We start from the raw sequence: 20,157 nt of genomic DNA, 5'->3' as shown, positions 1-20,157 counted from the left end.
AAATCACACTAACATCAATTTCAGTACTACACTTAAAAGACTGGAAGCGATGGAGGGTAGAAATGAAAGGCGATAAAAAAATGATAGCCCACCTAAATAAACTACTGGGCAATGAGTTAGTTGCAATTAACCAATATTTTTTGCATGCACGCATGTTTAAAAATTGGGGGCTTACACGTCTCAATGAGATGGAATATCACGAATCAATTGATGAAATGAAGCACGCAGATAAATATATAGAGCGAATTCTTTTCCTCGAAGGTATTCCTAACTTACAAGATCTTGGCAAATTGAATATTGGTGAAGATGTTGAAGAAATGCTGAAGTCAGATTTACAGCTTGAAATCGATGGGGCAAAAAATCTAAAGGAAGCTATTAAGTATGCAGATTCGGTTCATGACTACGTAAGTCGAGACCTGATGATTGAAATTTTAGCTGATGAAGAAAATCATATTGATTGGATAGAAACTCAACTAGAGCTGATTAATCGTTTGGGAATTCAAAACTATCTTCAAGCACAAGTTAAAGAAAAATAAAGTCTTATTCCGTACTGTTGTTTTATTAAGTTAATAACTAACCTCAACCACTGTGTATTCCATGGTTGAGGTTTTTTTATTACTCCCCTAGAAAATTCGCACATATTTTCCTCGATTGCTTGCGTTTCCCTATAATTTACGTATAATGCGCGGGCTTACTGATGAGTAAGCCCTATATTTTAGGACTGAAATATCAGTATTGAGTTAACGATTTGTTGCTCATTTAGACAATACTTCCGATTTGGAAGTTACATCAAGAACGATTACACTCTCCCATCAATCGAAATGGGCACGAGGAGTAATCATTTACGTTTATAAAATAGTTGGAGCTCTGGTCTCATGCAGAACCAAAGAATCCGTATCCGCCTGAAAGCTTTTGATCATCGTTTAATCGATCAATCAACTGCGGAAATCGTAGAGACTGCTAAGCGCACTGGTGCGCAAGTTCGTGGTCCTATCCCGCTGCCGACACGTAAAGAGCGTTTTACCGTTCTGATTTCTCCGCACGTTAACAAAGATGCGCGTGATCAGTACGAAATTCGCACTCACAAGCGTCTGGTTGACATCGTTGAGCCAACCGAAAAGACCGTTGATGCTCTGATGCGTCTGGACCTGGCTGCCGGCGTTGACGTGCAGATCAGCCTGGGTTAATCAGGTCGTCGAACGATTGAGAGGTTGAAACAATGAAAGGTTTAGTCGGTAAGAAAGTCGGTATGACTCGTATCTTCACTGAAGATGGCGTTTCTATACCTGTAACTGTTATCGAAATTGAAAATAACCGTGTTACTCAGGTTAAAACTGCAGAAACTGACGGTTATAATGCAATTCAGGTTACTACCGGTAGCAAAAAAGCTAATCGTGTAACTAAGCCTGAAGCAGGTCATTTCGCTAAAGCTGGCGTCGAAGCTGGCCGTATCCTGCGTGAATTCCGCATTGAAGACAGTGCAGAATACACAGTAGGTCAAAGCATTAGCGTTGAAATTTTCGCTGACGTTAAAAAAGTCGACGTTACTGGTACATCTAAAGGTAAAGGTTTTGCCGGCACAGTTAAGCGCTGGAATTTCCGTACTCAAGATGCTACTCACGGTAACTCCTTGTCTCACCGTGTTCCGGGTTCTATCGGTCAAAACCAGACTCCGGGCAAAGTGTTTAAAGGCAAGAAAATGGCAGGCCAACTGGGTAATGAACGTGTAACTGTTCAAAGCCTAGATGTAGTACGTGTTGACGCTGAGCGCAACCTGCTGCTGGTCAAAGGTGCTGTTCCAGGAGCAACTGGTAGCAACCTGATCGTAAAACCGGCTGTCAAGGCTTAACGTCGAGGAGATAGGAATGGAATTGGTAATGAAAGACGCGCAAAGCGCGCTGACTGTTTCCGAAACTACCTTCGGGCGTGATTTCAATGAAGCGCTTGTTCACCAAGTAGTTGTTGCGTATGCAGCTGGTGCTCGTCAAGGTACTCGTGCTCAGAAAACTCGTGCTGAAGTTTCTGGTTCAGGTAAAAAACCATGGCGTCAAAAAGGTACTGGCCGTGCACGTTCTGGTTCAGTAAAGAGCCCAATTTGGCGCTCTGGTGGTGTTAGCTTCGCAGCTAAACCACAGGACCACAGTCAAAAAGTTAATAAGAAGATGTACCGTGGTGCTTTAAAAAGCATCCTCTCTGAGTTGGTACGTCAAGATCGTCTGATCGTTGTCGAGAAGTTCTCTGTTGAAGCACCTAAAACTAAGTTGCTGGCACAGAAACTGAAAGATATGGCTCTGGAAGATGTTCTGATCATCACTGCTGAATTAGATGAAAATCTGTTTTTAGCAGCGCGTAACCTGTATAAGGTTGACGTTCGTGATGCAGCAGGTATTGACCCGGTTAGCCTGATCGCCTTCGACAAAGTGGTTATGACTGCTGATGCTGTGAAGCAAGTTGAGGAGATGCTGGCATGATCCGTGAAGAACGTCTGCTAAAAGTACTGCGCGCGCCGCATGTATCTGAAAAAGCTTCTACAGCGATGGAAAAAAGCAATACCATCGTTCTCAAAGTTGCGAAAGACGCGACTAAAGCAGAAATCAAAGCTGCTGTACAGAAACTGTTTGAAGTTGAAGTTGAAGGTGTTAACACTTTGCTGGTTAAAGGCAAAACTAAACGCCACGGTCAGCGTTTCGGTCGTCGTAGCGACTGGAAAAAAGCTTACGTCACGCTGAAAGAAGGCCAAAATTTGGACTTCATTAGCGGTGCTGAGTAAGTCGGAGGAGTAAAGAACAATGGCAGTTGTTAAATGTAAACCTACGTCTCCGGGCCGTCGCCACGTAGTTAAAGTGGTTAACCCTGAGCTGCATAAGGGTAAACCTTATGCTCCGCTGTTAGAAAAAAACAGCAAATCCGGTGGTCGTAACAACAATGGCCGTATCACTACCCGTCATATCGGTGGTGGCCATAAGCAGCATTATCGTTTAGTTGACTTCAAACGCAACAAAGACGGTGTTCCTGCAGTTGTTGAGCGTTTGGAATATGATCCAAATCGTTCTGCGAACATTGCACTGGTTCTATATAAAGACGGTGAACGTCGTTATATTCTTGCACCAAAAGGCCTGAAAGCTGGCGACCAGATTCAATCTGGTGTTGATTCAGCAATCAAAGCTGGTAACGCACTGCCGATGCGCAACATCCCTGTTGGTTCTACAGTTCATAACATCGAACTGAAACCAGGTAAAGGTGGACAGTTAGCGCGTTCAGCAGGTACTTACGCTCAAATCGTTGCTCGTGATGGTGCTTATGTCACATTACGTCTGCGTTCTGGTGAAATGCGTAAAGTTTTAGCTGATTGCCGTGCAACTCTTGGTGAAGTTGGTAACGCTGAACATATGTTACGTGTTCTCGGTAAAGCTGGTGCTAGCCGCTGGCGTGGTGTTCGTCCTACCGTTCGCGGTACTGCGATGAACCCAGTAGACCATCCACATGGTGGTGGTGAAGGCCGTAACTTTGGTAAACACCCAGTAACACCATGGGGCGTTCAAACCAAAGGTAAGAAAACTCGTAGTAACAAGCGTACTGATCAATTCATCGTACGTCATCGTTCTAAAAAATAATTAGAGGATAAACCATGCCACGTTCTCTCAAGAAAGGTCCTTTTATTGACCTGCACTTGCTGAAGAAGGTAGAGAAAGCGGTGGAAAGCGGAGACAAGAAGCCTCTTAAGACTTGGTCCCGTCGTTCAACGATCTTTCCTAATATGATCGGATTGACCATCGCTGTCCATAATGGTCGTCAGCATGTTCCAGTTTTCGTAACCGACGAAATGGTTGGTCACAAACTGGGTGAATTCGCACCGACTCGCACTTATCGCGGCCACGCGGCAGATAAGAAAGCTAAGAAACGTTAAGGATAGGAGGAAGAGATGGAAACTTTAGCTATGCATCGCCACGCTCGTTCTTCTGCCCAGAAGGTTCGCTTAGTTGCCGACCTGATTCGCGGTAAGAAAGTGTCGCAAGCTCTGGAAATTCTGACCTACACCAACAAGAAAGCTGCTGGTTTAGTGAAGAAAGTACTTGAATCTGCAATTGCTAACGCAGAGCAAAACGATGGCGCTGACATTGATGACCTGAAAGTTGCGAAAATTTTCGTAGACGAAGGTCCAACCATGAAACGCATCATGCCGCGTGCGAAAGGCCGTGCAGATCGTATTCTTAAGCGCACCAGCCACATTACTGTGGTTGTGTCCGATCGCTGAGACTCTGGAGACTAGCAATGGGTCAGAAAGTACATCCTAATGGTATTCGCCTGGGTATTGTCAAACCTTGGAACTCTACTTGGTATGCGAACACCAATGAATTCGCTGACAACCTAGACAGCGATTACAAAGTACGCCAGTACTTGAATAAAGAATTGGCAAAAGCGTCAATCTCTCGCATCGTTATCGAACGTCCTGCGAAAAGCATCCGTGTGACTATTCACACTGCTCGCCCAGGTATCGTTATCGGTAAGAAAGGTGAAGACGTTGAAAAACTGCGTAAAACAGTAGCGGATATCGCTGGTGTTCCTGCGCAAATCAATATCGCCGAAGTTCGTAAACCAGAACTAGACGCTAAATTAGTTGCTGACAGCATTTCTTCACAGCTGGAACGTCGTGTTATGTTCCGTCGTGCTATGAAGCGTGCAGTACAGAACGCAATGCGTCTGGGCGCTAAAGGTATTAAAGTTGAAGTCAGTGGCCGTTTAGGCGGTGCTGAAATCGCTCGTACCGAGTGGTATCGTGAAGGCCGTGTGCCACTGCACACATTACGTGCTGATATCGATTACAACACTTCAGAAGCGCACACCACTTATGGTGTTCTCGGCGTTAAGGTATGGATCTTCAAAGGTGAGATTCTGGGTGGTATGGCTGCTGTTGAACAAGCTGAGAAACCAGCTGCTCAACCTAAAAAGCAGCAGCGTAAAGGCCGCAAGTAAGGAGAGTCGCTGATGTTACAACCAAAGCGTACAAAATTCCGTAAGGTGCACAAAGGCCGCAACCGTGGTCTAGCGCAAGGTACGGATGTTAGCTTCGGCACTTTCGGTCTTAAAGCTGTTGGCCGTGGTCGTCTGACTGCACGTCAGATCGAAGCGGCACGTCGTGCTATGACCCGTGCTATTAAGCGTCAAGGTAAAATCTGGATCCGTGTGTTCCCAGACAAACCAATCACTGAGAAACCACTCGAAGTTCGTATGGGTAAAGGTAAAGGTAACGTAGAATATTGGGTTGCCTTAATTCAGCCTGGTAAAGTACTGTACGAAATGGACGGTGTGCCTGAAGAGCTGGCTCGTGAGGCATTCTCTCTGGCAGCAGCGAAACTGCCTATCAAAACCACCTTTGTAACTAAGACGGTGATGTAATGAAAGCACAAGAGCTGCGCGAAAAAAGCGTTGAAGAGCTGAATGCTGAACTTTTGAACCTGTTACGTGAACAATTTAATTTACGTATGCAGGCTGCAAGCGGTCAGCTGCAACAGTCTCATCTGTTGAAACAAGTGCGTCGCGATATCGCACGTGTGAAGACTTTACTGACTGAGAAGGCAGGTGCGTAATGAGCGATAAAATCCGTACTCTGCAAGGTCGTGTAGTTAGCGATAAAATGGAGAAATCTATTGTTGTTGCTATCGAACGTATGGTGAAACACCCTCTGTATGGTAAATTCATCCGTCGTACGACTAAATTGCACGTACATGACGAGAACAATGAATGTGGAATCGGTGACGTGGTAGAAATCCGCCAAACTCGTCCACTGTCTAAGACTAAGTCTTGGGCCTTAGTTCGCGTTGTAGAAAAAGCTGTTCTGTAATAGAATAACTTTTCTTGATGAATAAACGGCTCTTTTTGATTGAGCCGTTTATTTTTTTCTGTCCAACACGATGATGTGGTGTTATAATGCCGCGCCCTCGTAGTATGGGTATATTTGAACGGCCTCTTCATAATGAGGTGGCTCAGTAGTAGTTGACATTTAGCGGAGCACTAAAATGATCCAAGAACAGACTATGCTGAACGTGGCCGACAACTCCGGTGCACGTCGCGTAATGTGTATCAAGGTTCTAGGTGGCTCGCACCGTCGCTATGCACATGTAGGCGACATCATTAAAATTACTGTTAAAGAAGCAATTCCACGCGGTAAAGTTAAAAAGGGTGATGTCCTGAAAGCGGTAGTGGTGCGCACCAAGAAGGGTGTACGTCGCCCTGACGGTTCTGTCATTCGCTTCGATGGTAATGCTTGTGTGTTATTAAATAATAACAGTGAGCAAGTAATCGGTACGCGTATTTTTGGGCCGGTAACTCGTGAACTTCGTAACGAGAAGTTTATGAAAATTATCTCTCTGGCACCTGAAGTACTCTAAGGAGCGAACTATGGCAGCGAAAATCCGTCGTGATGACGAAGTTATCGTGCTAACTGGGAAAGACAAAGGTAAGCGCGGTAAAGTAAAGCAGGTTATTTCTTCTAGTAAAGTTATCGTTGAAGGTATCAATCTGGTTAAAAAACATCAGAAGCCTGTACCGGCTCTGAACCAACCAGGTGGCATCGTTGAAAAAGAAGCGGCTATTCAAGTTTCTAACGTTGCAATCTTTAACGCGGCAACTGGTAAGGCTGACCGTGTAGGCTTTAGATTCGAAGACGGCAAAAAAGTCCGTTTCTTCAAATCTAACAGTGAAACTATCAAGTAATTTTTGGAGTATACGATGGCGAAACTGCATGATTACTATAAAGACGAAGTAGTTAATAAACTCATGACCGAGTTTAGCTACACTTCTGTCATGCAAGTCCCTCGGGTCGAGAAGATCACCCTGAATATGGGTGTTGGTGAAGCGATTGCTGATAAAAAACTGCTGGATAATGCAGCAGCTGATTTAACAGCGATCTCAGGTCAAAAACCTTTGATCACCAAAGCACGCAAATCTGTTGCAGGCTTCAAAATCCGTCAGGGCTATCCAATCGGCTGTAAAGTAACCCTGCGTGGCGAACGCATGTGGGAGTTCCTTGAGCGTCTGATTTCTATTGCTGTACCACGTATTCGTGACTTCCGTGGCTTGTCCGCTAAGTCTTTCGATGGTCGCGGTAACTACAGCATGGGTGTTCGTGAACAAATCATCTTCCCTGAAATCGATTACGATAAAGTGGATCGCGTACGTGGTTTAGATATTACTATCACCACTACTGCGAAATCAGATGACGAAGGTCGCGCACTGTTAGCAGCGTTCAACTTCCCGTTCCGCAAGTAAGGCAGGGTACTCATGGCTAAGAAATCTATGAAAGCGCGTGATGTTAAACGTGCTAAATTAGCTGAGAAATTCTTCGCAAAACGCGTAGAACTGAAAGCTATCATCTCTGATGTTAAAGCATCTGATGAAGATCGCTGGGACGCTGTTCTCAAGCTGCAAACACTGCCACGTGATTCAAGTCCTTCTCGTCAGCGTAACCGCTGCCGTCAAACAGGGCGTCCGCACGGTTTCCTGCGGAAGTTTGGTCTGAGCCGTATTAAAGTCCGTGAAGCCGCTATGCGCGGTGAAATCCCGGGCCTTAAAAAGGCAAGTTGGTAATTCCATTTGAATCACGGGAGTAAAGACAGATGAGCATGCAAGATCCCATCGCGGATATGCTGACCCGTATCCGTAACGGTCAGGCCGCGAACAAAGTTGCGGTCACCATGCCTTCCTCCAAGCTGAAAGTGGCAATTGCCAAAGTGCTGAAGGAAGAAGGTTATATTGAAGATTTTAAAATTGAAGGCGACATCAAGCCAGAACTGGAACTGACTTTACGTTATTTCCAAGGTAAGGCTGTTGTAGAAAGCATTCAGCGTGTAAGCCGCCCAAGTCTGCGCATCTATAAGAAAAAAGATGAGCTGCCACAAGTTATGGCTGGTTTAGGTATCGCTGTTGTTTCTACCTCTAAAGGTGTCATGACTGATCGTGCAGCTCGCCAAGCTGGTCTTGGTGGCGAGATTCTCTGCTACGTAGCTTAATTCGGGAGGAAAGAATGTCTCGTGTGGCAAAAGCACCCGTCGTCATTCCTGCCGGCGTAGAGGTAAAACTCAACGGTCAGGTTATTTCGATTAAGGGTAAAAACGGCGAGCTTACTCGTACTATCCATAATGCAGTTGAAGTTAAAAGCGAAGACAATCAACTGACTTTCGCACCACGCGAAGGTTTTGATGATGCATGGGCACAAGCGGGTACTACTCGTTCACTGTGCAATGCAATGGTTGTTGGTGTTACCGAAGGCTTCACTAAAAAGCTTCAACTGGTCGGTGTTGGTTACCGTGCAGCAATCAAAGGCAATGCAGTAAGCTTGTCTTTAGGTTTCTCGCATCCGGTTGAACACGCACTGCCAGCAGGCATTACTGCTGAATGTCCAACACAAACTGAAATCGTACTGAAAGGTGCGGATAAGCAAGTGATTGGTCAAGTTGCAGCAGAACTGCGTGCTTACCGTCGTCCTGAACCTTACAAAGGTAAAGGTGTTCGTTACGCCGATGAAATCGTGCGTACCAAAGAGGCTAAGAAGAAGTAAGGTAACACTATGGATAAGAAAGCAGCTCGTATCCGTCGTGCGACCCGCGCACGCCGTAAGATCCAAGAGTTGGGTGCGACTCGCCTGGTGGTACATCGTACTCCACGCCATATTTATGCGCAGGTTATCGCACCGAACGGTTCTGAAACATTGGTTGCAGCTTCTACTACAGAAAAAGCTATCAATGAGCAAGTGAAATTCACTGGAAACAAAGATGCAGCAGCAGTAGTTGGTAAATTAATTGCTGAACGCGCACTGGAAAAAGGCATCACTGTTGTTGCTTTTGACCGTTCTGGTTTCCAATATCATGGTAGAGTCCAGGCACTGGCAGATGCTGCCCGTGAAGCTGGCCTTCAGTTCTAAGGTAGAGGTGTAAGATGGCTCACATCGAAAAACAAGCTGGCGAACTGCAGGAAAAGCTGATCGCGGTAAACCGCGTAGCAAAAACCGTTAAAGGTGGCCGTATTTTCAGCTTTACCGCACTGACTGTAGTTGGTGATGGTAACGGTCGCGTTGGTTTTGGCTACGGCAAAGCGCGCGAAGTTCCGGCAGCAATCCAGAAAGCGATGGAAAAAGCCCGTCGCAGTATGAAAACCGTTGCTCTAAACAACGGCACATTGTTCCACCCTGTGAAAGGTACACACACTGGTTCTCGTGTGTTTATGCAACCTGCTCACGAAGGTACCGGTATCATTGCCGGCGGTGCAATGCGTGCTGTTTTAGAAGTAGCTGGAGTTCGCAACGTACTGGCTAAAACCTATGGTTCCACTAACCCAATCAACGTGGTTCGTGCAACACTGGATGCTTTAGACAGCATGAAGTCTCCAGAAATGGTCGCAGCTAAGCGTGGAAAATCCGTCGAAGAAATTCTGGGGTAATCGGCTATGGCTAAGACTATTAAAATTACACAAGTTCGCAGTTCAATCGGTCGTCTGCCTAAGCATAAGGCAACACTGGTCGGTTTAGGTCTGCGTCGCATTGGTCATACAGTAGAGCGCGAGGATACTCCTGCTGTACGTGGTATGGTCAACTTGGTTTCCTACATGGTTAAAGTTGAGGAGTAAGAGATGCGTTTAAATACTCTGTCTCCGGCTGAAGGTGCCAAGCACGCGCCTAAACGCGTAGGTCGTGGTATCGGTTCTGGTCTCGGTAAAACCGGCGGCCGTGGTCACAAAGGTCAGAAATCTCGTTCTGGCGGTGGCGTACGTCGTGGTTTCGAAGGCGGCCAGATGCCTTTATACCGTCGTCTGCCGAAATTCGGCTTCACTTCACGCAAAGCAATGATCACTGCAGAGATTCGTCTGTCTGATTTTGCTGCTGTTGAAGGCGATGTTATTGATCTGAACGCACTGAAAGCCGCGAACGTTGTTGGCATCCAGATTGAATATGCGAAAGTTATTCTGTCTGGCGAAGTGAACCGTGCAGTTACTGTACGTGGCCTTCGTGTTACTAAAGGTGCTCGCGCTGCAATCGAAGCTGCCGGCGGTAAAATTGAGGAATAAGTGACAGATGGCTAAACAACCAGGATTAGATTTTCAAAGTGCCAAGGGTGGAGCTGGCGAACTTAAACGCAGACTTTTGTTTGTAATTGGTGCGCTAATTGTTTTCCGAATTGGTTCTTTTATTCCAATCCCTGGTATTGATGCCACTGTGCTTGCCAAATTGCTCGAACAGCAACAAGGCACCATCATTGAAATGTTTAACATGTTCTCTGGTGGTGCTCTTAGCCGTGCTTCTATCTTTGCTTTGGGTATCATGCCGTATATTTCGGCATCGATTATCATCCAATTATTATCAGTGGTTAATCCACGGTTAGCAGAGATTAAGAAGGAAGGAGAAGCAGGTCGTCGGAAGATAAGCCAATATACTCGTTGGGGTACTCTGGTATTAGCAATATTCCAATCTATTGGTATTGCAATGGGTCTACCGAATATGCCAGGGATGCAAGGGTTAGTTATTGATCCGGGTCTCCCGTTCTACTTTACGGCTGTTGTTAGCTTGGTCACGGGGACTATGTTCCTTATGTGGTTAGGTGAGCAGATAACTGAAAGAGGTATCGGTAACGGTATTTCTATCATTATCTTCGCTGGTATTGTTGCGGGATTACCGCCGGCTATTGGCCATACCATCGAGCAAGCTCGGCAAGGCGATCTGCACTTCCTCCTGTTGCTGTTGGTTGCGGTGTTAGTATTCGCGGTTACATTCTTTGTTGTGTTTATGGAACGTGGTCAGCGTCGTATCGTCGTTAATTACGCTAAACGTCAGCAAGGTCGCCGTGTTTACGCAGCACAAAGTACACATTTACCGTTAAAAGTGAATATGGCGGGTGTAATTCCTGCAATTTTTGCTTCCAGTATCATACTATTCCCGGGTACAATAGCTTCTTGGTTTGGTGATGGAACTGGCTGGGACTGGCTGACTACAATTTCTATGTATTTACAGCCTGGTCAACCGTTATATGTGTTACTTTATGCATCTGCGATCATCTTCTTCTGTTTCTTCTATACGGCGTTGGTTTTCAACCCGAGAGAAACAGCAGATAACCTGAAGAAGTCCGGTGCATTTGTACCAGGAATTCGTCCGGGAGAGCAAACGGCCAAGTACATTGATAAGGTAATGACTCGCTTAACATTAGTTGGCGCATTATATATTACCTTCATCTGCCTAATCCCGGAGTTCATGCGTGACGCAATGAAAGTACCTTTCTATTTTGGTGGTACTTCCCTCTTAATCGTGGTTGTCGTTATCATGGACTTTATGGCTCAAGTGCAAACTCTGATGATGTCAAGTCAGTATGAGTCTGCATTGAAGAAAGCAAACCTGAAAGGTAAGTAATCATTTAGTGTGATTATGGTTTGCTTAGAAGTTACGGAGAGTAAAAATGAAAGTTCGTGCTTCCGTCAAGAAATTATGCCGTAACTGCAAAATTATTCGTCGCAATGGTAGCGTTCGTGTAATTTGTAGTGTTGAACCAAGACATAAACAACGTCAAGGTTAAGAAAAAGCATTTTTTTCTTGCAAAGTTGGGTTGAGCTGGCTAAATTAGCCAGCCAATCTTTTTTATCTAAGATACATTATTGTTTGAGTATCCTGAAAACGGGCTTTTCAGCACAGTAATGTATATTTTAACTTAGGAGTGCATAGTGGCCCGTATAGCAGGCATTAACATTCCTGATCATAAACATACTGTAATCGCTTTAACATCGATTTTCGGTATCGGCAAAACTCGTTCACAGGCTATCTGTGAAGCAACTGGTATTGCTGAAAATGTTAAGATCAGTGAGCTGTCTGAAGAACAAATCGACAAGCTGCGTGACGAAGTTGCTAAATACGTTGTAGAAGGTGACTTACGTCGTGAAATTACCCTGAGCATCAAGCGTCTGATGGACCTTGGATGTTACCGTGGTTTACGTCATCGTCGTGGTCTTCCTGTGCGCGGACAGCGTACTAAGACTAACGCTCGTACCCGTAAGGGTCCGCGTAAGCCGATCAAGAAATAAGTCGGGGTATTGAATAATGGCAAAAGCACCAATTCGTGCACGTAAGCGTGTAAGAAAACAAGTCTCAGACGGTGTGGCTCATATCCATGCTTCTTTCAACAACACAATCGTTACTATTACAGACCGTCAAGGTAACGCATTGGGTTGGGCAACTGCCGGTGGTTCCGGTTTCCGTGGTTCTCGCAAATCCACTCCGTTTGCAGCTCAGGTTGCAGCAGAGCGTTGCGCAGAAGCCGTGAAAGAATACGGTATCAAGAACCTGGAAGTTATGGTTAAGGGACCGGGTCCGGGTCGCGAATCAACAATTCGTGCTCTGAACGCCGCTGGTTTCCGCATCACTAATATTACTGATGTGACTCCTATCCCTCATAACGGTTGTCGCCCACCGAAAAAACGTCGCGTTTAATACGTTTCGTTTTTTTTAGGACTGTTGGAGAAAGAAAATGGCTAGATATTTGGGTCCTAAGCTCAAGCTGAGCCGTCGCGAAGGAACAGACCTCTTCCTGAAGTCTGGTGTTCGCGCGATTGACACCAAGTGTAAATTAGAACAGGCTCCAGGCCAGCACGGTGCGCGTAAACCGCGTCTGTCTGACTATGGCGTCCAGTTACGTGAAAAACAAAAAGTTCGTCGTATCTACGGTGTTCTGGAACGTCAATTCCGTAACTATTACAAAGAAGCAACACGTCTGAAAGGCAACACAGGTGAAAACCTGCTGACTTTGCTGGAAGGTCGTCTTGATAACGTCGTTTACCGTATGGGCTTTGGCGCAACTCGCGCAGAAGCACGTCAAATGGTTAGCCATAAAGCTATCATGGTAAATGGCCGTGTAGTTAATATCGCTTCTTATCAGGTTTCCCCGAATGACGTTATCAGCGTTCGTGAGAAAGCTAAAAAACAGTCTCGTATTAAGGCTGCTTTAGAGCTGGCTGAACAGCGTGAGAAGCCAACTTGGCTGGAAGTTGATGCTGCTAAAATGGAAGGTGTGTTCAAACGTATTCCTGAACGTACTGACTTGTCTGCGGACATTAACGAACACCTGATCGTCGAGCTTTACTCCAAGTAAAGCTTAGCACCAAAGAGAGGACACAATGCAGGGTTCTGTGACAGAGTTTCTAAAACCGCGCCTGGTAGATATCGAGCAAGTGAGTTCGACGCACGCTAAGGTGACCCTTGAGCCTTTAGAGCGTGGCTTTGGCCATACTCTTGGTAACGCACTGCGCCGTATTCTGCTTTCGTCTATGCCGGGTTGTGCGGTGACAGAGGTTGAGATTGATGGTGTACTGCATGAGTACAGCACCAAAGAAGGTGTACAGGAAGATATCCTGGAGATTCTCCTCAACCTGAAAGGGCTGGCGGTAAAAGTTCAGGGGAAAGATGAAGTTATTTTAACCTTGAATAAATCTGGCATTGGCCCTGTGACTGCAGCCGACATCATCCATGATGGTGATGTCGAAATCGTCAAGCCACAGCACATCATCTGCCACCTGACTGACGAAAGCGCATCTATTAATATGCGAATTAAAGTACAGCGTGGTCGTGGTTATGTGCCGGCTTCTGCCCGAGTTCATTCGGAAGAAGATGAGCGCCCAATCGGTCGTTTGTTAGTCGATGCTTGCTACAGCCCAGTAGAGCGTATTGCCTACAATGTTGAAGCAGCTCGTGTTGAGCAACGTACAGACTTGGATAAGTTAGTTATTGAAATGGAAACTAACGGTACAATCGATCCTGAAGAGGCGATTCGCCGTGCGGCAACCATTCTGGCTGAACAACTTGAAGCTTTTGTTGACTTACGTGATGTACGTCAGCCTGAAGTTAAAGAAGAAAAACCAGAATTCGATCCTATCTTATTGCGCCCAGTTGACGATCTGGAATTGACTGTCCGCTCTGCTAACTGCCTCAAAGCAGAAGCTATCCACTACATCGGTGATCTGGTACAGCGTACAGAAGTTGAGTTGCTTAAAACTCCGAATCTTGGTAAGAAATCTCTTACTGAAATTAAGGACGTCTTGGCATCTCGTGGTCTTTCTCTGGGCATGCGCTTAGAAAATTGGCCACCAGCAAGTATTGCTGATGATTAAGATCACAGGTTAAGGTTTTACTGAGAAGGATAAGGTCATGCGCCATCGTAAGAGTGGTCGTCAATTGAACCGCAACAGCAGCCACCGCCAAGCTATGTTCCGTAACATGGCAGGTTCTTTAGTTCGTCATGAAATCATCAAGACGACTCTGCCTAAAGCGAAAGAACTGCGTCGCGTCGTTGAGCCGCTGATTACTCTTGCCAAGACCGACAGCGTAGCTAATCGTCGTCTGGCATTCGCACGTACTCGTGATAACGAGATCGTTGCAAAATTATTTAATGAACTGGGACCTCGTTTCGCAGCTCGTGCAGGTGGTTACACTCGTATTCTTAAGTGTGGCTACCGCACAGGTGACAACGCTCCGATGGCTTACATCGAGCTTGTTGACCGTGCTGTTGAGTCTCAAGAAGCAGCTGCAGAGTAATCTGCTGTCGCTTTCAAGAAAACCGGGTATATTTGCCCGGTTTTTTTGTACCTGCTATTCTTACTTCTTCAAATAAATTTATTCCCTTGATTTTTTCGTGGTTAACCCATATTTACAGGTAAGTATTATGAGCATGTATAAGATAGGTGAACTTGCTAGGCTAGCAGATGTGACGCCTGATACGATTCGTTTTTATGAAAAACAAGGTTTGATGGGACATAAAGAAAGAACAGAAGGTGGGTATCGGTTATTTACGGAACAAGACCTACAGCGACTGCGTTTTATTCGTTATGCAAAACAGTTAGGTTTTACTTTAGAAGCTATCACTGAACTACTTTCAATACGAGTGGATCCTGAACATCATACCTGCCAAGAATCTAAACAGATTGTTGATCTCAGATTACTTGAAGTTGAAAAAAAGATACAAGAGCTTATTATTATGCGCGATTCGCTGAAGATGTTAAGTTCAGCATGTTGTGGAGAAGAACATGCGACAACCTATTGCTCCATTATGGAAATACTAGAAAAAGGCGCATCTAAAGTTTATTAATTATACAATCTGCTAATTATATGAGGGTATATCATGAGTAAATATCAACATAAACGTGGTGAGATTAAAGATAATGCGATTGAAGCATTACTACATGATCCACTATTTCGCCAAAGAGTTGAAAAAAACAAAAAAGGAAAAGGTAGTTATACAAGAAAAGAAAAAAATAAGAAGTCAGTTAACTGGGAGGCCAGCGGTAATAGGTTTATTTACTTATTACCACTGGCCTTTTAGTTAATTTTTATTTTGTTCTTTTAAAAGATCACGAATTTCTGATAACAGAACTTCTTCTTTAGATGGTGGGGCTGGCTCTGCTGGTGCGGCTTCTTTTTCACGGCGAACTTTATTCATGACCTTAATTGCCATAAAGATAGCGAACGCAACAATAACGAAGTCAAAAACGGTTTGTATAAACATACCATAATTTAGTACTACTGCTGGTAAATCACCTTGTGCTTCTTTTAATACTACGCTGAATGATTTGAAATCAACACCTCCGATTAGTAAACCTAGCGGAGGCATAATGACATCAGCAACTAATGAAGATACAATTTTACCAAATGCAGCACCAATAATAATACCAACTGCCATATCCACTACATTGCCCTTCATAGCAAATTCGCGGAAATCTTTTAAAAAGCTCATTAGACGACCCCTTAATAAATAACTCAATTGAAACAAAACATGTATTAGGTTAACAAATTATAGTCGCTAAAATTATTAAGCTACAAATATTTACTATTTTTATTTTTATAAAAAGAATGGACTTGGTTGAAATAATTTTTCAACTTCGGGTACATACTTTTTATCTGTAATAAACATAATGACATGATCACCTTGTTCAATTATATGGTAATCACTAGCTATAATGACTTCTTCTTCACGAACAATTGCACCAATAATAGTTCCAGGAGGAAGTTTAATTTCAGATATTTTTTTGCCAACAACTTTTGACGTATTTTCATCACCGTGTGCAATTGCCTCAATAGCTTCCGCAACGCCTCTTCTTAAAGATGAAACATTGACTATATCCGCTTTTCTTACATGGCTTAATAAAGCAGAAATAGTTGCCTGTTGAGGTGAAATCGCAATATCAATTACCCCACCTTGAACGAGTTCAACGTATGCAGAGCGTTGTATAAGAACCATTGCTTTTTTAGCCCCCATTTTTTTTGCTAACATAGCAGACATAATATTAGCTTCATCATCATTTGTTAGGGCAATAAAAACATCCATTTGCTCAATATGTTCTTCTGTGAGTAGTTCTTGGTCGGATGCATCGCCATAAAATACAATGGTATCATGCAGCAACTCAGCAAGTTCTGTTGCGCGCTTCTGGTTGCGCTCAATAAGTTTCACGCTGTAATCTTTTTCTAGTCGCCTTGCTAGACCGGCTCCGACGTTACCACCACCGACTATCATCAAACGTTTGTATGGTTTTTCTAGTCTTTGCAGCTCGCTCATTACGGCTCGGATATGTTGTGTTGAAGCAACAAAAAAAACCTCATCACCCGCTTCAATAATTGTTGAGCCTTGAGGGCGAATAGGTCTATCTTGACGGAAAATAGCGACAACACGAGTATCAATATGTGGCATGTGTTCGCGTAAGCTCGATAGTGCATTACCAACGAGTGAGCCGCCATAATAAGCTTTTACAGCAACTATGCTAACTTTGCCTTCTGCAAAGTTTACAACCTGAAGGGCGCCAGGGTATTGAATTAATTTATAGATATAGTCGATAACTAGTTGTTCTGGCGATATTAAGTAGTCAATCGGGATTTGTTCAGGTAGAAACAATTTGTCGGCTTCACGGATATATTCAGTCGCCCTGATACGCGCTATTTTATTTGGGGTATTAAATAGGCTATATGCAATTTGGCAGGCAATCATGTTAGTTTCATCTGAATTGGTAACGGCTACTAACATATCCGCATCTTCTGCGCCTGCATCCCGAAGCACTCTAGGGTGAGAGCCATGACCATTTACCACTCGAAGATCGAATTGATCCTGTAATTGACGTAACCGATCAGCATCGGTATCAACGACGGTAATATCATTGTTCTCATCAACTAAATTTTCAGCAAGCGTTCCGCCAACTTGCCCAGCACCTAGAATAATGATCTTCATTACATCTTCCTATATCAGAGAGCTGGCTACAATTTACTACACTTTTTTGACTAAGCGTGCATAAAAGAAACCATCACCACCATTAGTACTTGGTAATACTTGTAACCCAGCATCGGTTCCATCATTTAGACTGGCGTCATTATGTTTAGATAGGAAATTTTGTATTTGCTTTCCATTTTCTTCGGGCATAATTGAGCATGTCGCATAAAGTAGAGTACCGCCCGGTTTTAAATAAGGCCAGATAGCTTCGAGAATTTGAGCTTGTAGTTGCGCCAATTCATTTATATCCGAATCACGGCGTAGCCATTTAATATCAGGATGACGCCTAATAACGCCTGTAGCGGAGCAAGGTGCATCAAGTAAAATACGGTCAAATTGCTGATCTTTCGCCCATTTTTCAGGCTGTGTGCCGTCTCCTTGTATAACAACAGCATGTTGCTTAAGACGAATTAGATTTTCTTTCACTCTTTTAAGACGATATTCATCGATATCTACAGCAATAACATTCGCTCTAGGGGCTAATTCTAAAATATGGGTTGTTTTTCCACCTGGTGCTGCACATAAATCTAAAATACTTTCCCCATTTTGAGGTTCTAGCAATTCAGCGCAGCCTTGAGCTGAGACATCTTGTACTGTTGACCAGCCATCTTCAAAGCCCGGAAGACGAGATACTGCGGTGGGTTCATCTAACCGAATAGCATTTGGATGTGAGGGGTGCAAATGTGCGGTTATCTCAGATTGTTCTAGTAAGTTGAGATATTGTGCAGCAGTGTGATGTTGAGAGTTTACTCTTAACCACATAGGTGGGCGTTGGTTATTTGCTTCAATAATAGATTGCCAATCCTCTGGATAGGCAGTTTGTAGGCGTTTTAATAACCAGCTTGGATGTAAATATTGGCTAGTGTTGTTAGCAATTCTTTCTTCTAATTGTACTTGTTGGCGCTGAAATGAACGTAATACGCCATTAATAAGCCCTTTTAATTGGGGCTTTTTCAGTGCAACTGCGCCATCTACTGTTTCTGCTAATGCAGCATGAGGTGGTATACGAGTGTAAAGTAGCTGGTAGATGCCTACCATAATTAAGTAATGTAGGGTTCTTTGTTTACCCGTTAATGGTTTTTCCATTAGCTGGCTAATAAACCATTCAAGTTTTGGTAAATAACGTAAAACGCCAAAGCAAATTTCTTGTAATAAAGCTTTATCTTTATCATTGATATTACGTTGTAAGTCAGGCAGTACAGTGCTTAATGATTGCCCGTTATCAAGAACTTGGAAAATGGCTGTTGCCGCGATACTACGCAAATTATATGTGTTTTTCATATGGTGAGGATGAATTCATTAGTGACTGAAATAAAACTGCCTGAAGGTATCAGGCAGTTTACAAGTTCGTTATGCTAGAACTTGCTCTGGGGTAAACCATTCGCGACGAGAGTTTAGGATATCTTGTGCACTCATTGCTTTTTTGCCAGGCGGTTGTAGCTGAGTAATATTTAGTATGCCATTTCCTGTGGCAATGCATATACCTTTTTTGTCAGCGCTAATAATTGTTCCTGGTTGCTTATCATGTGCTTCTTCGAGTACTTCAGCTTGCCAAACTTTAATGAGTTGTTCTTCAACCATGAAATAACTCATTGGCCAAGGATTGAAAGCACGAATACAGCGCTCAATATGTACAGCATCATCTTGCCAATTAATCCGAGCTTCTTCTTTTGATAATTTTTCAGCGTAATTTGCTAATGAATCATCTTGTTTTTCAGCTGTGCATTGGCCTGAGGATAGCATTTCAACAGTATGAATTAATGCTTCTGGGCCTATTATTGCTAACTTGTCATATAACGAGGCGCTTGTATCACTAGGGTTAATTGGACAAATTGCTTTGTAAAGCATGTCTCCAGTATCTAAACCTGCATCCATTTGCATAATAGTCACACCCGTTTCAGTATCACCAGCCCAAATAGAACGTTGAATTGGTGCCGCTCCTCTCCAGCGAGGTAACAAAGAGCCGTGAACATTCAAGCAACCTAAGCGAGGAATATCGAGAACGGCTTGCGGTAGAATCAGGCCATAGGCAACAACTATCATTAAGTCTGCATTTTGGTTTTTTATCCACTGCTGGTTTTCGCTATCTTTAAGAGATACTGGTTGAAAAACAGGGATTTGGTGTTCTTCAGCGAGAACCTTGACGGGGCTCGGAGTTAACTTTTTACCTCTTCCCGCAGGTCTATCATGGCGAGTGAGGACGCCAACGATTTGGTGTCTAGTATCTAAGAGTGCAGCTAAATGTTTGGCCGCAAAATCGGGCGTACCCGCAAAAATAATTTTCAATGGCTCTGACACGTTAATTTCCCTATTTATATGTAGCGAATTAGCTATTTTTGGCTTCTTTTGCTCTTAGTCTGTCTAACTTTTCAACTTTCTGGCGGATGCGCTGACGTTTTAAAGGCGATAAATAGTCAACGAATAGTTTACCAACAAGGTGGTCCATCTCATGTTGGATACAGATAGCTAATAAACCATCAGCCTCCAGTTCAAAAGACTCTCCGTTATAGTTTAGCGCGCGAATTTTTACCTGCTCAGCACGAGGGACGAAGCCATGTTGTTCTGGAATAGACAAGCAACCTTCTTCGATCCCTGTTTCCCCTGATTTATCTAGTAATTCAGGGTTAATAAGAACTAAGCGATCATCACGAGTTTCAGACACATCAATAACGATGATTCTCTGGTGGATATCAACTTGTGTTGCTGCAAGGCCAATACCTTCTTCTTCATACATGGTATCGAACATATCATCAACGATACGCTGTATAGAAGCATCAACTTTGTCTACTGGCTTAGCAATTGTGCGTAAGCGTTCGTCTGGGTAATGTAATACGTTTAAGACTGACATAAATTTTTCGAGCAGTTTCCAAAATGTGAATGG

Annotated in this window: 36 protein-coding genes; 31 read left to right on the top strand and 5 right to left on the bottom strand. The window is 43.9% G+C overall.

Going from position 1 to position 20,157, the window contains the following annotated elements:
• Positions 1-62: 62 nt before the first annotated feature.
• The 31 genes from bfr (at position 63) to M1F26_RS18360 (ending at position 15,344) form a co-directional block, all read left to right on the top strand.
• A complete protein-coding gene (bfr, locus tag M1F26_RS18510; protein WP_140172942.1) occupies positions 63-536 on the top strand; it encodes a bacterioferritin in 474 nt (157 codons plus the stop codon).
• Between the two features lie 339 nt (positions 537-875).
• The gene (gene rpsJ / locus M1F26_RS18505) at positions 876-1,187 is read left to right on the top strand and encodes a 30S ribosomal protein S10 (protein WP_001181005.1); all 312 of its coding nucleotides are present in this window, start codon (positions 876-878) and stop codon (positions 1,185-1,187) included.
• A gap of 32 nt (positions 1,188-1,219) precedes the next feature.
• A complete protein-coding gene (gene rplC / locus M1F26_RS18500; protein ID WP_004265414.1) occupies positions 1,220-1,849 on the top strand; it encodes a 50S ribosomal protein L3 in 630 nt (209 codons plus the stop codon).
• Positions 1,850-1,865: 16 nt separating this feature from the next.
• Positions 1,866-2,471 carry a 50S ribosomal protein L4 gene (rplD, locus tag M1F26_RS18495; protein WP_004265418.1) on the top strand — a complete coding sequence of 202 codons (606 nt, stop codon included), beginning with the start codon at positions 1,866-1,868 and terminating at the stop codon, positions 2,469-2,471.
• On the top strand, positions 2,468-2,770 hold the full coding sequence (rplW, locus tag M1F26_RS18490; protein WP_004265420.1) for a 50S ribosomal protein L23: 303 nt from the start codon (positions 2,468-2,470) through the stop codon (positions 2,768-2,770). Before rplD ends, rplW begins: the two co-directional genes overlap by 4 nt.
• A gap of 19 nt (positions 2,771-2,789) precedes the next feature.
• On the top strand, positions 2,790-3,614 hold the full coding sequence (rplB, locus tag M1F26_RS18485; protein WP_004265422.1) for a 50S ribosomal protein L2: 825 nt from the start codon (positions 2,790-2,792) through the stop codon (positions 3,612-3,614).
• Between the two features lie 14 nt (positions 3,615-3,628).
• Complete coding sequence (rpsS, locus tag M1F26_RS18480; RefSeq protein WP_004265426.1) at positions 3,629-3,907, top strand: 30S ribosomal protein S19; 279 nt, start codon at positions 3,629-3,631, stop codon at positions 3,905-3,907.
• A gap of 15 nt (positions 3,908-3,922) precedes the next feature.
• Positions 3,923-4,255 (top strand): 50S ribosomal protein L22, encoded by a 333-nt coding sequence (rplV, locus tag M1F26_RS18475; protein WP_004265430.1) that lies wholly within the window; start codon positions 3,923-3,925, stop codon positions 4,253-4,255.
• A 17-nt stretch (positions 4,256-4,272) separates the two neighbouring features.
• Complete coding sequence (gene rpsC, locus M1F26_RS18470; protein ID WP_004265433.1) at positions 4,273-4,974, top strand: 30S ribosomal protein S3; 702 nt, start codon at positions 4,273-4,275, stop codon at positions 4,972-4,974.
• A 12-nt stretch (positions 4,975-4,986) separates the two neighbouring features.
• Complete coding sequence (gene rplP / locus M1F26_RS18465) at positions 4,987-5,397, top strand: 50S ribosomal protein L16 (RefSeq protein ID WP_004265436.1); 411 nt, start codon at positions 4,987-4,989, stop codon at positions 5,395-5,397.
• On the top strand, positions 5,397-5,588 hold the full coding sequence (gene rpmC / locus M1F26_RS18460; RefSeq protein WP_004265442.1) for a 50S ribosomal protein L29: 192 nt from the start codon (positions 5,397-5,399) through the stop codon (positions 5,586-5,588). Before rplP ends, rpmC begins: the two co-directional genes overlap by 1 nt.
• A complete protein-coding gene (rpsQ, locus tag M1F26_RS18455; protein ID WP_004265446.1) occupies positions 5,588-5,842 on the top strand; it encodes a 30S ribosomal protein S17 in 255 nt (84 codons plus the stop codon). Before rpmC ends, rpsQ begins: the two co-directional genes overlap by 1 nt.
• A gap of 175 nt (positions 5,843-6,017) precedes the next feature.
• Positions 6,018-6,389 (top strand): 50S ribosomal protein L14, encoded by a 372-nt coding sequence (rplN, locus tag M1F26_RS18450; RefSeq protein ID WP_004265449.1) that lies wholly within the window; start codon positions 6,018-6,020, stop codon positions 6,387-6,389.
• A 10-nt stretch (positions 6,390-6,399) separates the two neighbouring features.
• Positions 6,400-6,714, top strand: a complete 315-nt coding sequence (gene rplX / locus M1F26_RS18445) for a 50S ribosomal protein L24 (protein ID WP_004265452.1) — start codon at positions 6,400-6,402, stop codon at positions 6,712-6,714.
• A 15-nt stretch (positions 6,715-6,729) separates the two neighbouring features.
• The gene (gene rplE / locus M1F26_RS18440) at positions 6,730-7,269 is read left to right on the top strand and encodes a 50S ribosomal protein L5 (protein WP_004265455.1); all 540 of its coding nucleotides are present in this window, start codon (positions 6,730-6,732) and stop codon (positions 7,267-7,269) included.
• A gap of 12 nt (positions 7,270-7,281) precedes the next feature.
• The gene (gene rpsN / locus M1F26_RS18435) at positions 7,282-7,587 is read left to right on the top strand and encodes a 30S ribosomal protein S14 (RefSeq protein ID WP_004265458.1); all 306 of its coding nucleotides are present in this window, start codon (positions 7,282-7,284) and stop codon (positions 7,585-7,587) included.
• Between the two features lie 29 nt (positions 7,588-7,616).
• Positions 7,617-8,009 carry a 30S ribosomal protein S8 gene (gene rpsH, locus M1F26_RS18430; protein ID WP_004907134.1) on the top strand — a complete coding sequence of 131 codons (393 nt, stop codon included), beginning with the start codon at positions 7,617-7,619 and terminating at the stop codon, positions 8,007-8,009.
• A 14-nt stretch (positions 8,010-8,023) separates the two neighbouring features.
• Positions 8,024-8,557, top strand: coding sequence for a 50S ribosomal protein L6 (rplF, locus tag M1F26_RS18425; RefSeq protein WP_004265464.1), 534 nt, complete (start codon positions 8,024-8,026; stop codon positions 8,555-8,557).
• A 9-nt stretch (positions 8,558-8,566) separates the two neighbouring features.
• Positions 8,567-8,920, top strand: a complete 354-nt coding sequence (gene rplR / locus M1F26_RS18420; protein ID WP_004265467.1) for a 50S ribosomal protein L18 — start codon at positions 8,567-8,569, stop codon at positions 8,918-8,920.
• A gap of 14 nt (positions 8,921-8,934) precedes the next feature.
• Positions 8,935-9,435, top strand: coding sequence for a 30S ribosomal protein S5 (gene rpsE / locus M1F26_RS18415; RefSeq protein WP_004265471.1), 501 nt, complete (start codon positions 8,935-8,937; stop codon positions 9,433-9,435).
• Between the two features lie 6 nt (positions 9,436-9,441).
• Positions 9,442-9,621 carry a 50S ribosomal protein L30 gene (rpmD, locus tag M1F26_RS18410; protein WP_004265475.1) on the top strand — a complete coding sequence of 60 codons (180 nt, stop codon included), beginning with the start codon at positions 9,442-9,444 and terminating at the stop codon, positions 9,619-9,621.
• Between the two features lie 3 nt (positions 9,622-9,624).
• Entirely contained in the window at positions 9,625-10,059 is a 435-nt protein-coding gene (gene rplO / locus M1F26_RS18405; RefSeq protein WP_004265478.1) for a 50S ribosomal protein L15, read from the top strand.
• A 7-nt stretch (positions 10,060-10,066) separates the two neighbouring features.
• Positions 10,067-11,392 (top strand): preprotein translocase subunit SecY, encoded by a 1,326-nt coding sequence (secY, locus tag M1F26_RS18400; RefSeq protein ID WP_004265481.1) that lies wholly within the window; start codon positions 10,067-10,069, stop codon positions 11,390-11,392.
• 46 nt (positions 11,393-11,438) lie between these two features.
• Positions 11,439-11,555: a 50S ribosomal protein L36 gene (rpmJ, locus tag M1F26_RS18395; RefSeq protein ID WP_004265484.1), complete on the top strand. Its 117-nt coding sequence runs from the start codon at positions 11,439-11,441 to the stop codon at positions 11,553-11,555.
• A 145-nt stretch (positions 11,556-11,700) separates the two neighbouring features.
• Positions 11,701-12,057: a 30S ribosomal protein S13 gene (gene rpsM, locus M1F26_RS18390; protein WP_004907144.1), complete on the top strand. Its 357-nt coding sequence runs from the start codon at positions 11,701-11,703 to the stop codon at positions 12,055-12,057.
• Positions 12,058-12,073: 16 nt separating this feature from the next.
• Positions 12,074-12,463: a 30S ribosomal protein S11 gene (rpsK, locus tag M1F26_RS18385; RefSeq protein ID WP_002919257.1), complete on the top strand. Its 390-nt coding sequence runs from the start codon at positions 12,074-12,076 to the stop codon at positions 12,461-12,463.
• A 37-nt stretch (positions 12,464-12,500) separates the two neighbouring features.
• Positions 12,501-13,121: a 30S ribosomal protein S4 gene (rpsD, locus tag M1F26_RS18380; protein WP_004265487.1), complete on the top strand. Its 621-nt coding sequence runs from the start codon at positions 12,501-12,503 to the stop codon at positions 13,119-13,121.
• A 25-nt stretch (positions 13,122-13,146) separates the two neighbouring features.
• Complete coding sequence (locus M1F26_RS18375) at positions 13,147-14,136, top strand: DNA-directed RNA polymerase subunit alpha (RefSeq protein ID WP_004265491.1); 990 nt, start codon at positions 13,147-13,149, stop codon at positions 14,134-14,136.
• Positions 14,137-14,173: 37 nt separating this feature from the next.
• A complete protein-coding gene (gene rplQ / locus M1F26_RS18370; RefSeq protein ID WP_004907152.1) occupies positions 14,174-14,560 on the top strand; it encodes a 50S ribosomal protein L17 in 387 nt (128 codons plus the stop codon).
• Positions 14,561-14,693: 133 nt separating this feature from the next.
• Positions 14,694-15,110 (top strand): Zn(2+)-responsive transcriptional regulator, encoded by a 417-nt coding sequence (zntR, locus tag M1F26_RS18365; protein ID WP_036959225.1) that lies wholly within the window; start codon positions 14,694-14,696, stop codon positions 15,108-15,110.
• Between the two features lie 33 nt (positions 15,111-15,143).
• Positions 15,144-15,344, top strand: coding sequence for an alternative ribosome-rescue factor A (locus M1F26_RS18360; RefSeq protein WP_004265498.1), 201 nt, complete (start codon positions 15,144-15,146; stop codon positions 15,342-15,344).
• Here M1F26_RS18360 and mscL read toward each other — a convergent pair whose 3' ends face one another.
• The 5 genes from mscL to def form a co-directional block, all read right to left on the bottom strand.
• Positions 15,345-15,755, bottom strand: a complete 411-nt coding sequence (mscL, locus tag M1F26_RS18355) for a large-conductance mechanosensitive channel protein MscL (RefSeq protein WP_004265501.1) — start codon at positions 15,753-15,755, stop codon at positions 15,345-15,347.
• 105 nt (positions 15,756-15,860) lie between these two features.
• Positions 15,861-17,237: a Trk system potassium transporter TrkA gene (gene trkA, locus M1F26_RS18350; RefSeq protein WP_004265502.1), complete on the bottom strand. Its 1,377-nt coding sequence runs from the start codon at positions 17,235-17,237 to the stop codon at positions 15,861-15,863.
• A 36-nt stretch (positions 17,238-17,273) separates the two neighbouring features.
• Positions 17,274-18,557 carry a 16S rRNA (cytosine(967)-C(5))-methyltransferase RsmB gene (rsmB, locus tag M1F26_RS18345; RefSeq protein ID WP_004265505.1) on the bottom strand — a complete coding sequence of 428 codons (1,284 nt, stop codon included), beginning with the start codon at positions 18,555-18,557 and terminating at the stop codon, positions 17,274-17,276.
• A gap of 69 nt (positions 18,558-18,626) precedes the next feature.
• Complete coding sequence (gene fmt / locus M1F26_RS18340) at positions 18,627-19,574, bottom strand: methionyl-tRNA formyltransferase (protein WP_140172943.1); 948 nt, start codon at positions 19,572-19,574, stop codon at positions 18,627-18,629.
• 28 nt (positions 19,575-19,602) lie between these two features.
• A complete protein-coding gene (gene def / locus M1F26_RS18335) occupies positions 19,603-20,124 on the bottom strand; it encodes a peptide deformylase (RefSeq protein ID WP_140172944.1) in 522 nt (173 codons plus the stop codon).
• Between the last annotated feature and the right edge of the window lie 33 nt (positions 20,125-20,157).

The sequence above is a fragment of the Providencia sp. PROV048 genome (genome assembly GCF_033688165.1).
Classification (GTDB): Bacteria; Pseudomonadota; Gammaproteobacteria; order Enterobacterales; family Enterobacteriaceae; genus Providencia; species Providencia hangzhouensis.
Note: the sequence above shows the minus strand (reverse complement) of the source record. Positions and strands in the feature narration are given on the sequence as shown.

Bases quoted from the DNA above. Each gene is read 5' to 3' on its own strand.
- bfr (WP_140172942.1), top strand. From the start codon at position 63: ATGAAAGGCGATAAAAAAATGATAGCCCACCTAAATAAACTACTGGGC.
- rpsJ (WP_001181005.1), top strand. From the start codon at position 876: ATGCAGAACCAAAGAATCCGTATCCGCCTGAAAGCTTTTGATCATCGT.
- rplC (WP_004265414.1), top strand. From the start codon at position 1,220: ATGAAAGGTTTAGTCGGTAAGAAAGTCGGTATGACTCGTATCTTCACT.
- rplD (WP_004265418.1), top strand. From the start codon at position 1,866: ATGGAATTGGTAATGAAAGACGCGCAAAGCGCGCTGACTGTTTCCGAA.
- rplW (WP_004265420.1), top strand. From the start codon at position 2,468: ATGATCCGTGAAGAACGTCTGCTAAAAGTACTGCGCGCGCCGCATGTA.
- rplB (WP_004265422.1), top strand. From the start codon at position 2,790: ATGGCAGTTGTTAAATGTAAACCTACGTCTCCGGGCCGTCGCCACGTA.
- rpsS (WP_004265426.1), top strand. From the start codon at position 3,629: ATGCCACGTTCTCTCAAGAAAGGTCCTTTTATTGACCTGCACTTGCTG.
- rplV (WP_004265430.1), top strand. From the start codon at position 3,923: ATGGAAACTTTAGCTATGCATCGCCACGCTCGTTCTTCTGCCCAGAAG.
- rpsC (WP_004265433.1), top strand. From the start codon at position 4,273: ATGGGTCAGAAAGTACATCCTAATGGTATTCGCCTGGGTATTGTCAAA.
- rplP (WP_004265436.1), top strand. From the start codon at position 4,987: ATGTTACAACCAAAGCGTACAAAATTCCGTAAGGTGCACAAAGGCCGC.
- rpmC (WP_004265442.1), top strand. From the start codon at position 5,397: ATGAAAGCACAAGAGCTGCGCGAAAAAAGCGTTGAAGAGCTGAATGCT.
- rpsQ (WP_004265446.1), top strand. From the start codon at position 5,588: ATGAGCGATAAAATCCGTACTCTGCAAGGTCGTGTAGTTAGCGATAAA.
- rplN (WP_004265449.1), top strand. From the start codon at position 6,018: ATGATCCAAGAACAGACTATGCTGAACGTGGCCGACAACTCCGGTGCA.
- rplX (WP_004265452.1), top strand. From the start codon at position 6,400: ATGGCAGCGAAAATCCGTCGTGATGACGAAGTTATCGTGCTAACTGGG.
- rplE (WP_004265455.1), top strand. From the start codon at position 6,730: ATGGCGAAACTGCATGATTACTATAAAGACGAAGTAGTTAATAAACTC.
- rpsN (WP_004265458.1), top strand. From the start codon at position 7,282: ATGGCTAAGAAATCTATGAAAGCGCGTGATGTTAAACGTGCTAAATTA.
- rpsH (WP_004907134.1), top strand. From the start codon at position 7,617: ATGAGCATGCAAGATCCCATCGCGGATATGCTGACCCGTATCCGTAAC.
- rplF (WP_004265464.1), top strand. From the start codon at position 8,024: ATGTCTCGTGTGGCAAAAGCACCCGTCGTCATTCCTGCCGGCGTAGAG.
- rplR (WP_004265467.1), top strand. From the start codon at position 8,567: ATGGATAAGAAAGCAGCTCGTATCCGTCGTGCGACCCGCGCACGCCGT.
- rpsE (WP_004265471.1), top strand. From the start codon at position 8,935: ATGGCTCACATCGAAAAACAAGCTGGCGAACTGCAGGAAAAGCTGATC.
- rpmD (WP_004265475.1), top strand. From the start codon at position 9,442: ATGGCTAAGACTATTAAAATTACACAAGTTCGCAGTTCAATCGGTCGT.
- rplO (WP_004265478.1), top strand. From the start codon at position 9,625: ATGCGTTTAAATACTCTGTCTCCGGCTGAAGGTGCCAAGCACGCGCCT.
- secY (WP_004265481.1), top strand. From the start codon at position 10,067: ATGGCTAAACAACCAGGATTAGATTTTCAAAGTGCCAAGGGTGGAGCT.
- rpmJ (WP_004265484.1), top strand. From the start codon at position 11,439: ATGAAAGTTCGTGCTTCCGTCAAGAAATTATGCCGTAACTGCAAAATT.
- rpsK (WP_002919257.1), top strand. From the start codon at position 12,074: ATGGCAAAAGCACCAATTCGTGCACGTAAGCGTGTAAGAAAACAAGTC.
- rpsD (WP_004265487.1), top strand. From the start codon at position 12,501: ATGGCTAGATATTTGGGTCCTAAGCTCAAGCTGAGCCGTCGCGAAGGA.
- M1F26_RS18375 (WP_004265491.1), top strand. From the start codon at position 13,147: ATGCAGGGTTCTGTGACAGAGTTTCTAAAACCGCGCCTGGTAGATATC.
- rplQ (WP_004907152.1), top strand. From the start codon at position 14,174: ATGCGCCATCGTAAGAGTGGTCGTCAATTGAACCGCAACAGCAGCCAC.
- zntR (WP_036959225.1), top strand. From the start codon at position 14,694: ATGTATAAGATAGGTGAACTTGCTAGGCTAGCAGATGTGACGCCTGAT.
- M1F26_RS18360 (WP_004265498.1), top strand. From the start codon at position 15,144: ATGAGTAAATATCAACATAAACGTGGTGAGATTAAAGATAATGCGATT.
- mscL (WP_004265501.1), bottom strand. From the start codon at position 15,755: ATGAGCTTTTTAAAAGATTTCCGCGAATTTGCTATGAAGGGCAATGTA.
- trkA (WP_004265502.1), bottom strand. From the start codon at position 17,237: ATGAAGATCATTATTCTAGGTGCTGGGCAAGTTGGCGGAACGCTTGCT.
- rsmB (WP_004265505.1), bottom strand. From the start codon at position 18,557: ATGAAAAACACATATAATTTGCGTAGTATCGCGGCAACAGCCATTTTC.
- def (WP_140172944.1), bottom strand. From the start codon at position 20,124: ATGTCAGTCTTAAACGTATTACATTACCCAGACGAACGCTTACGCACA.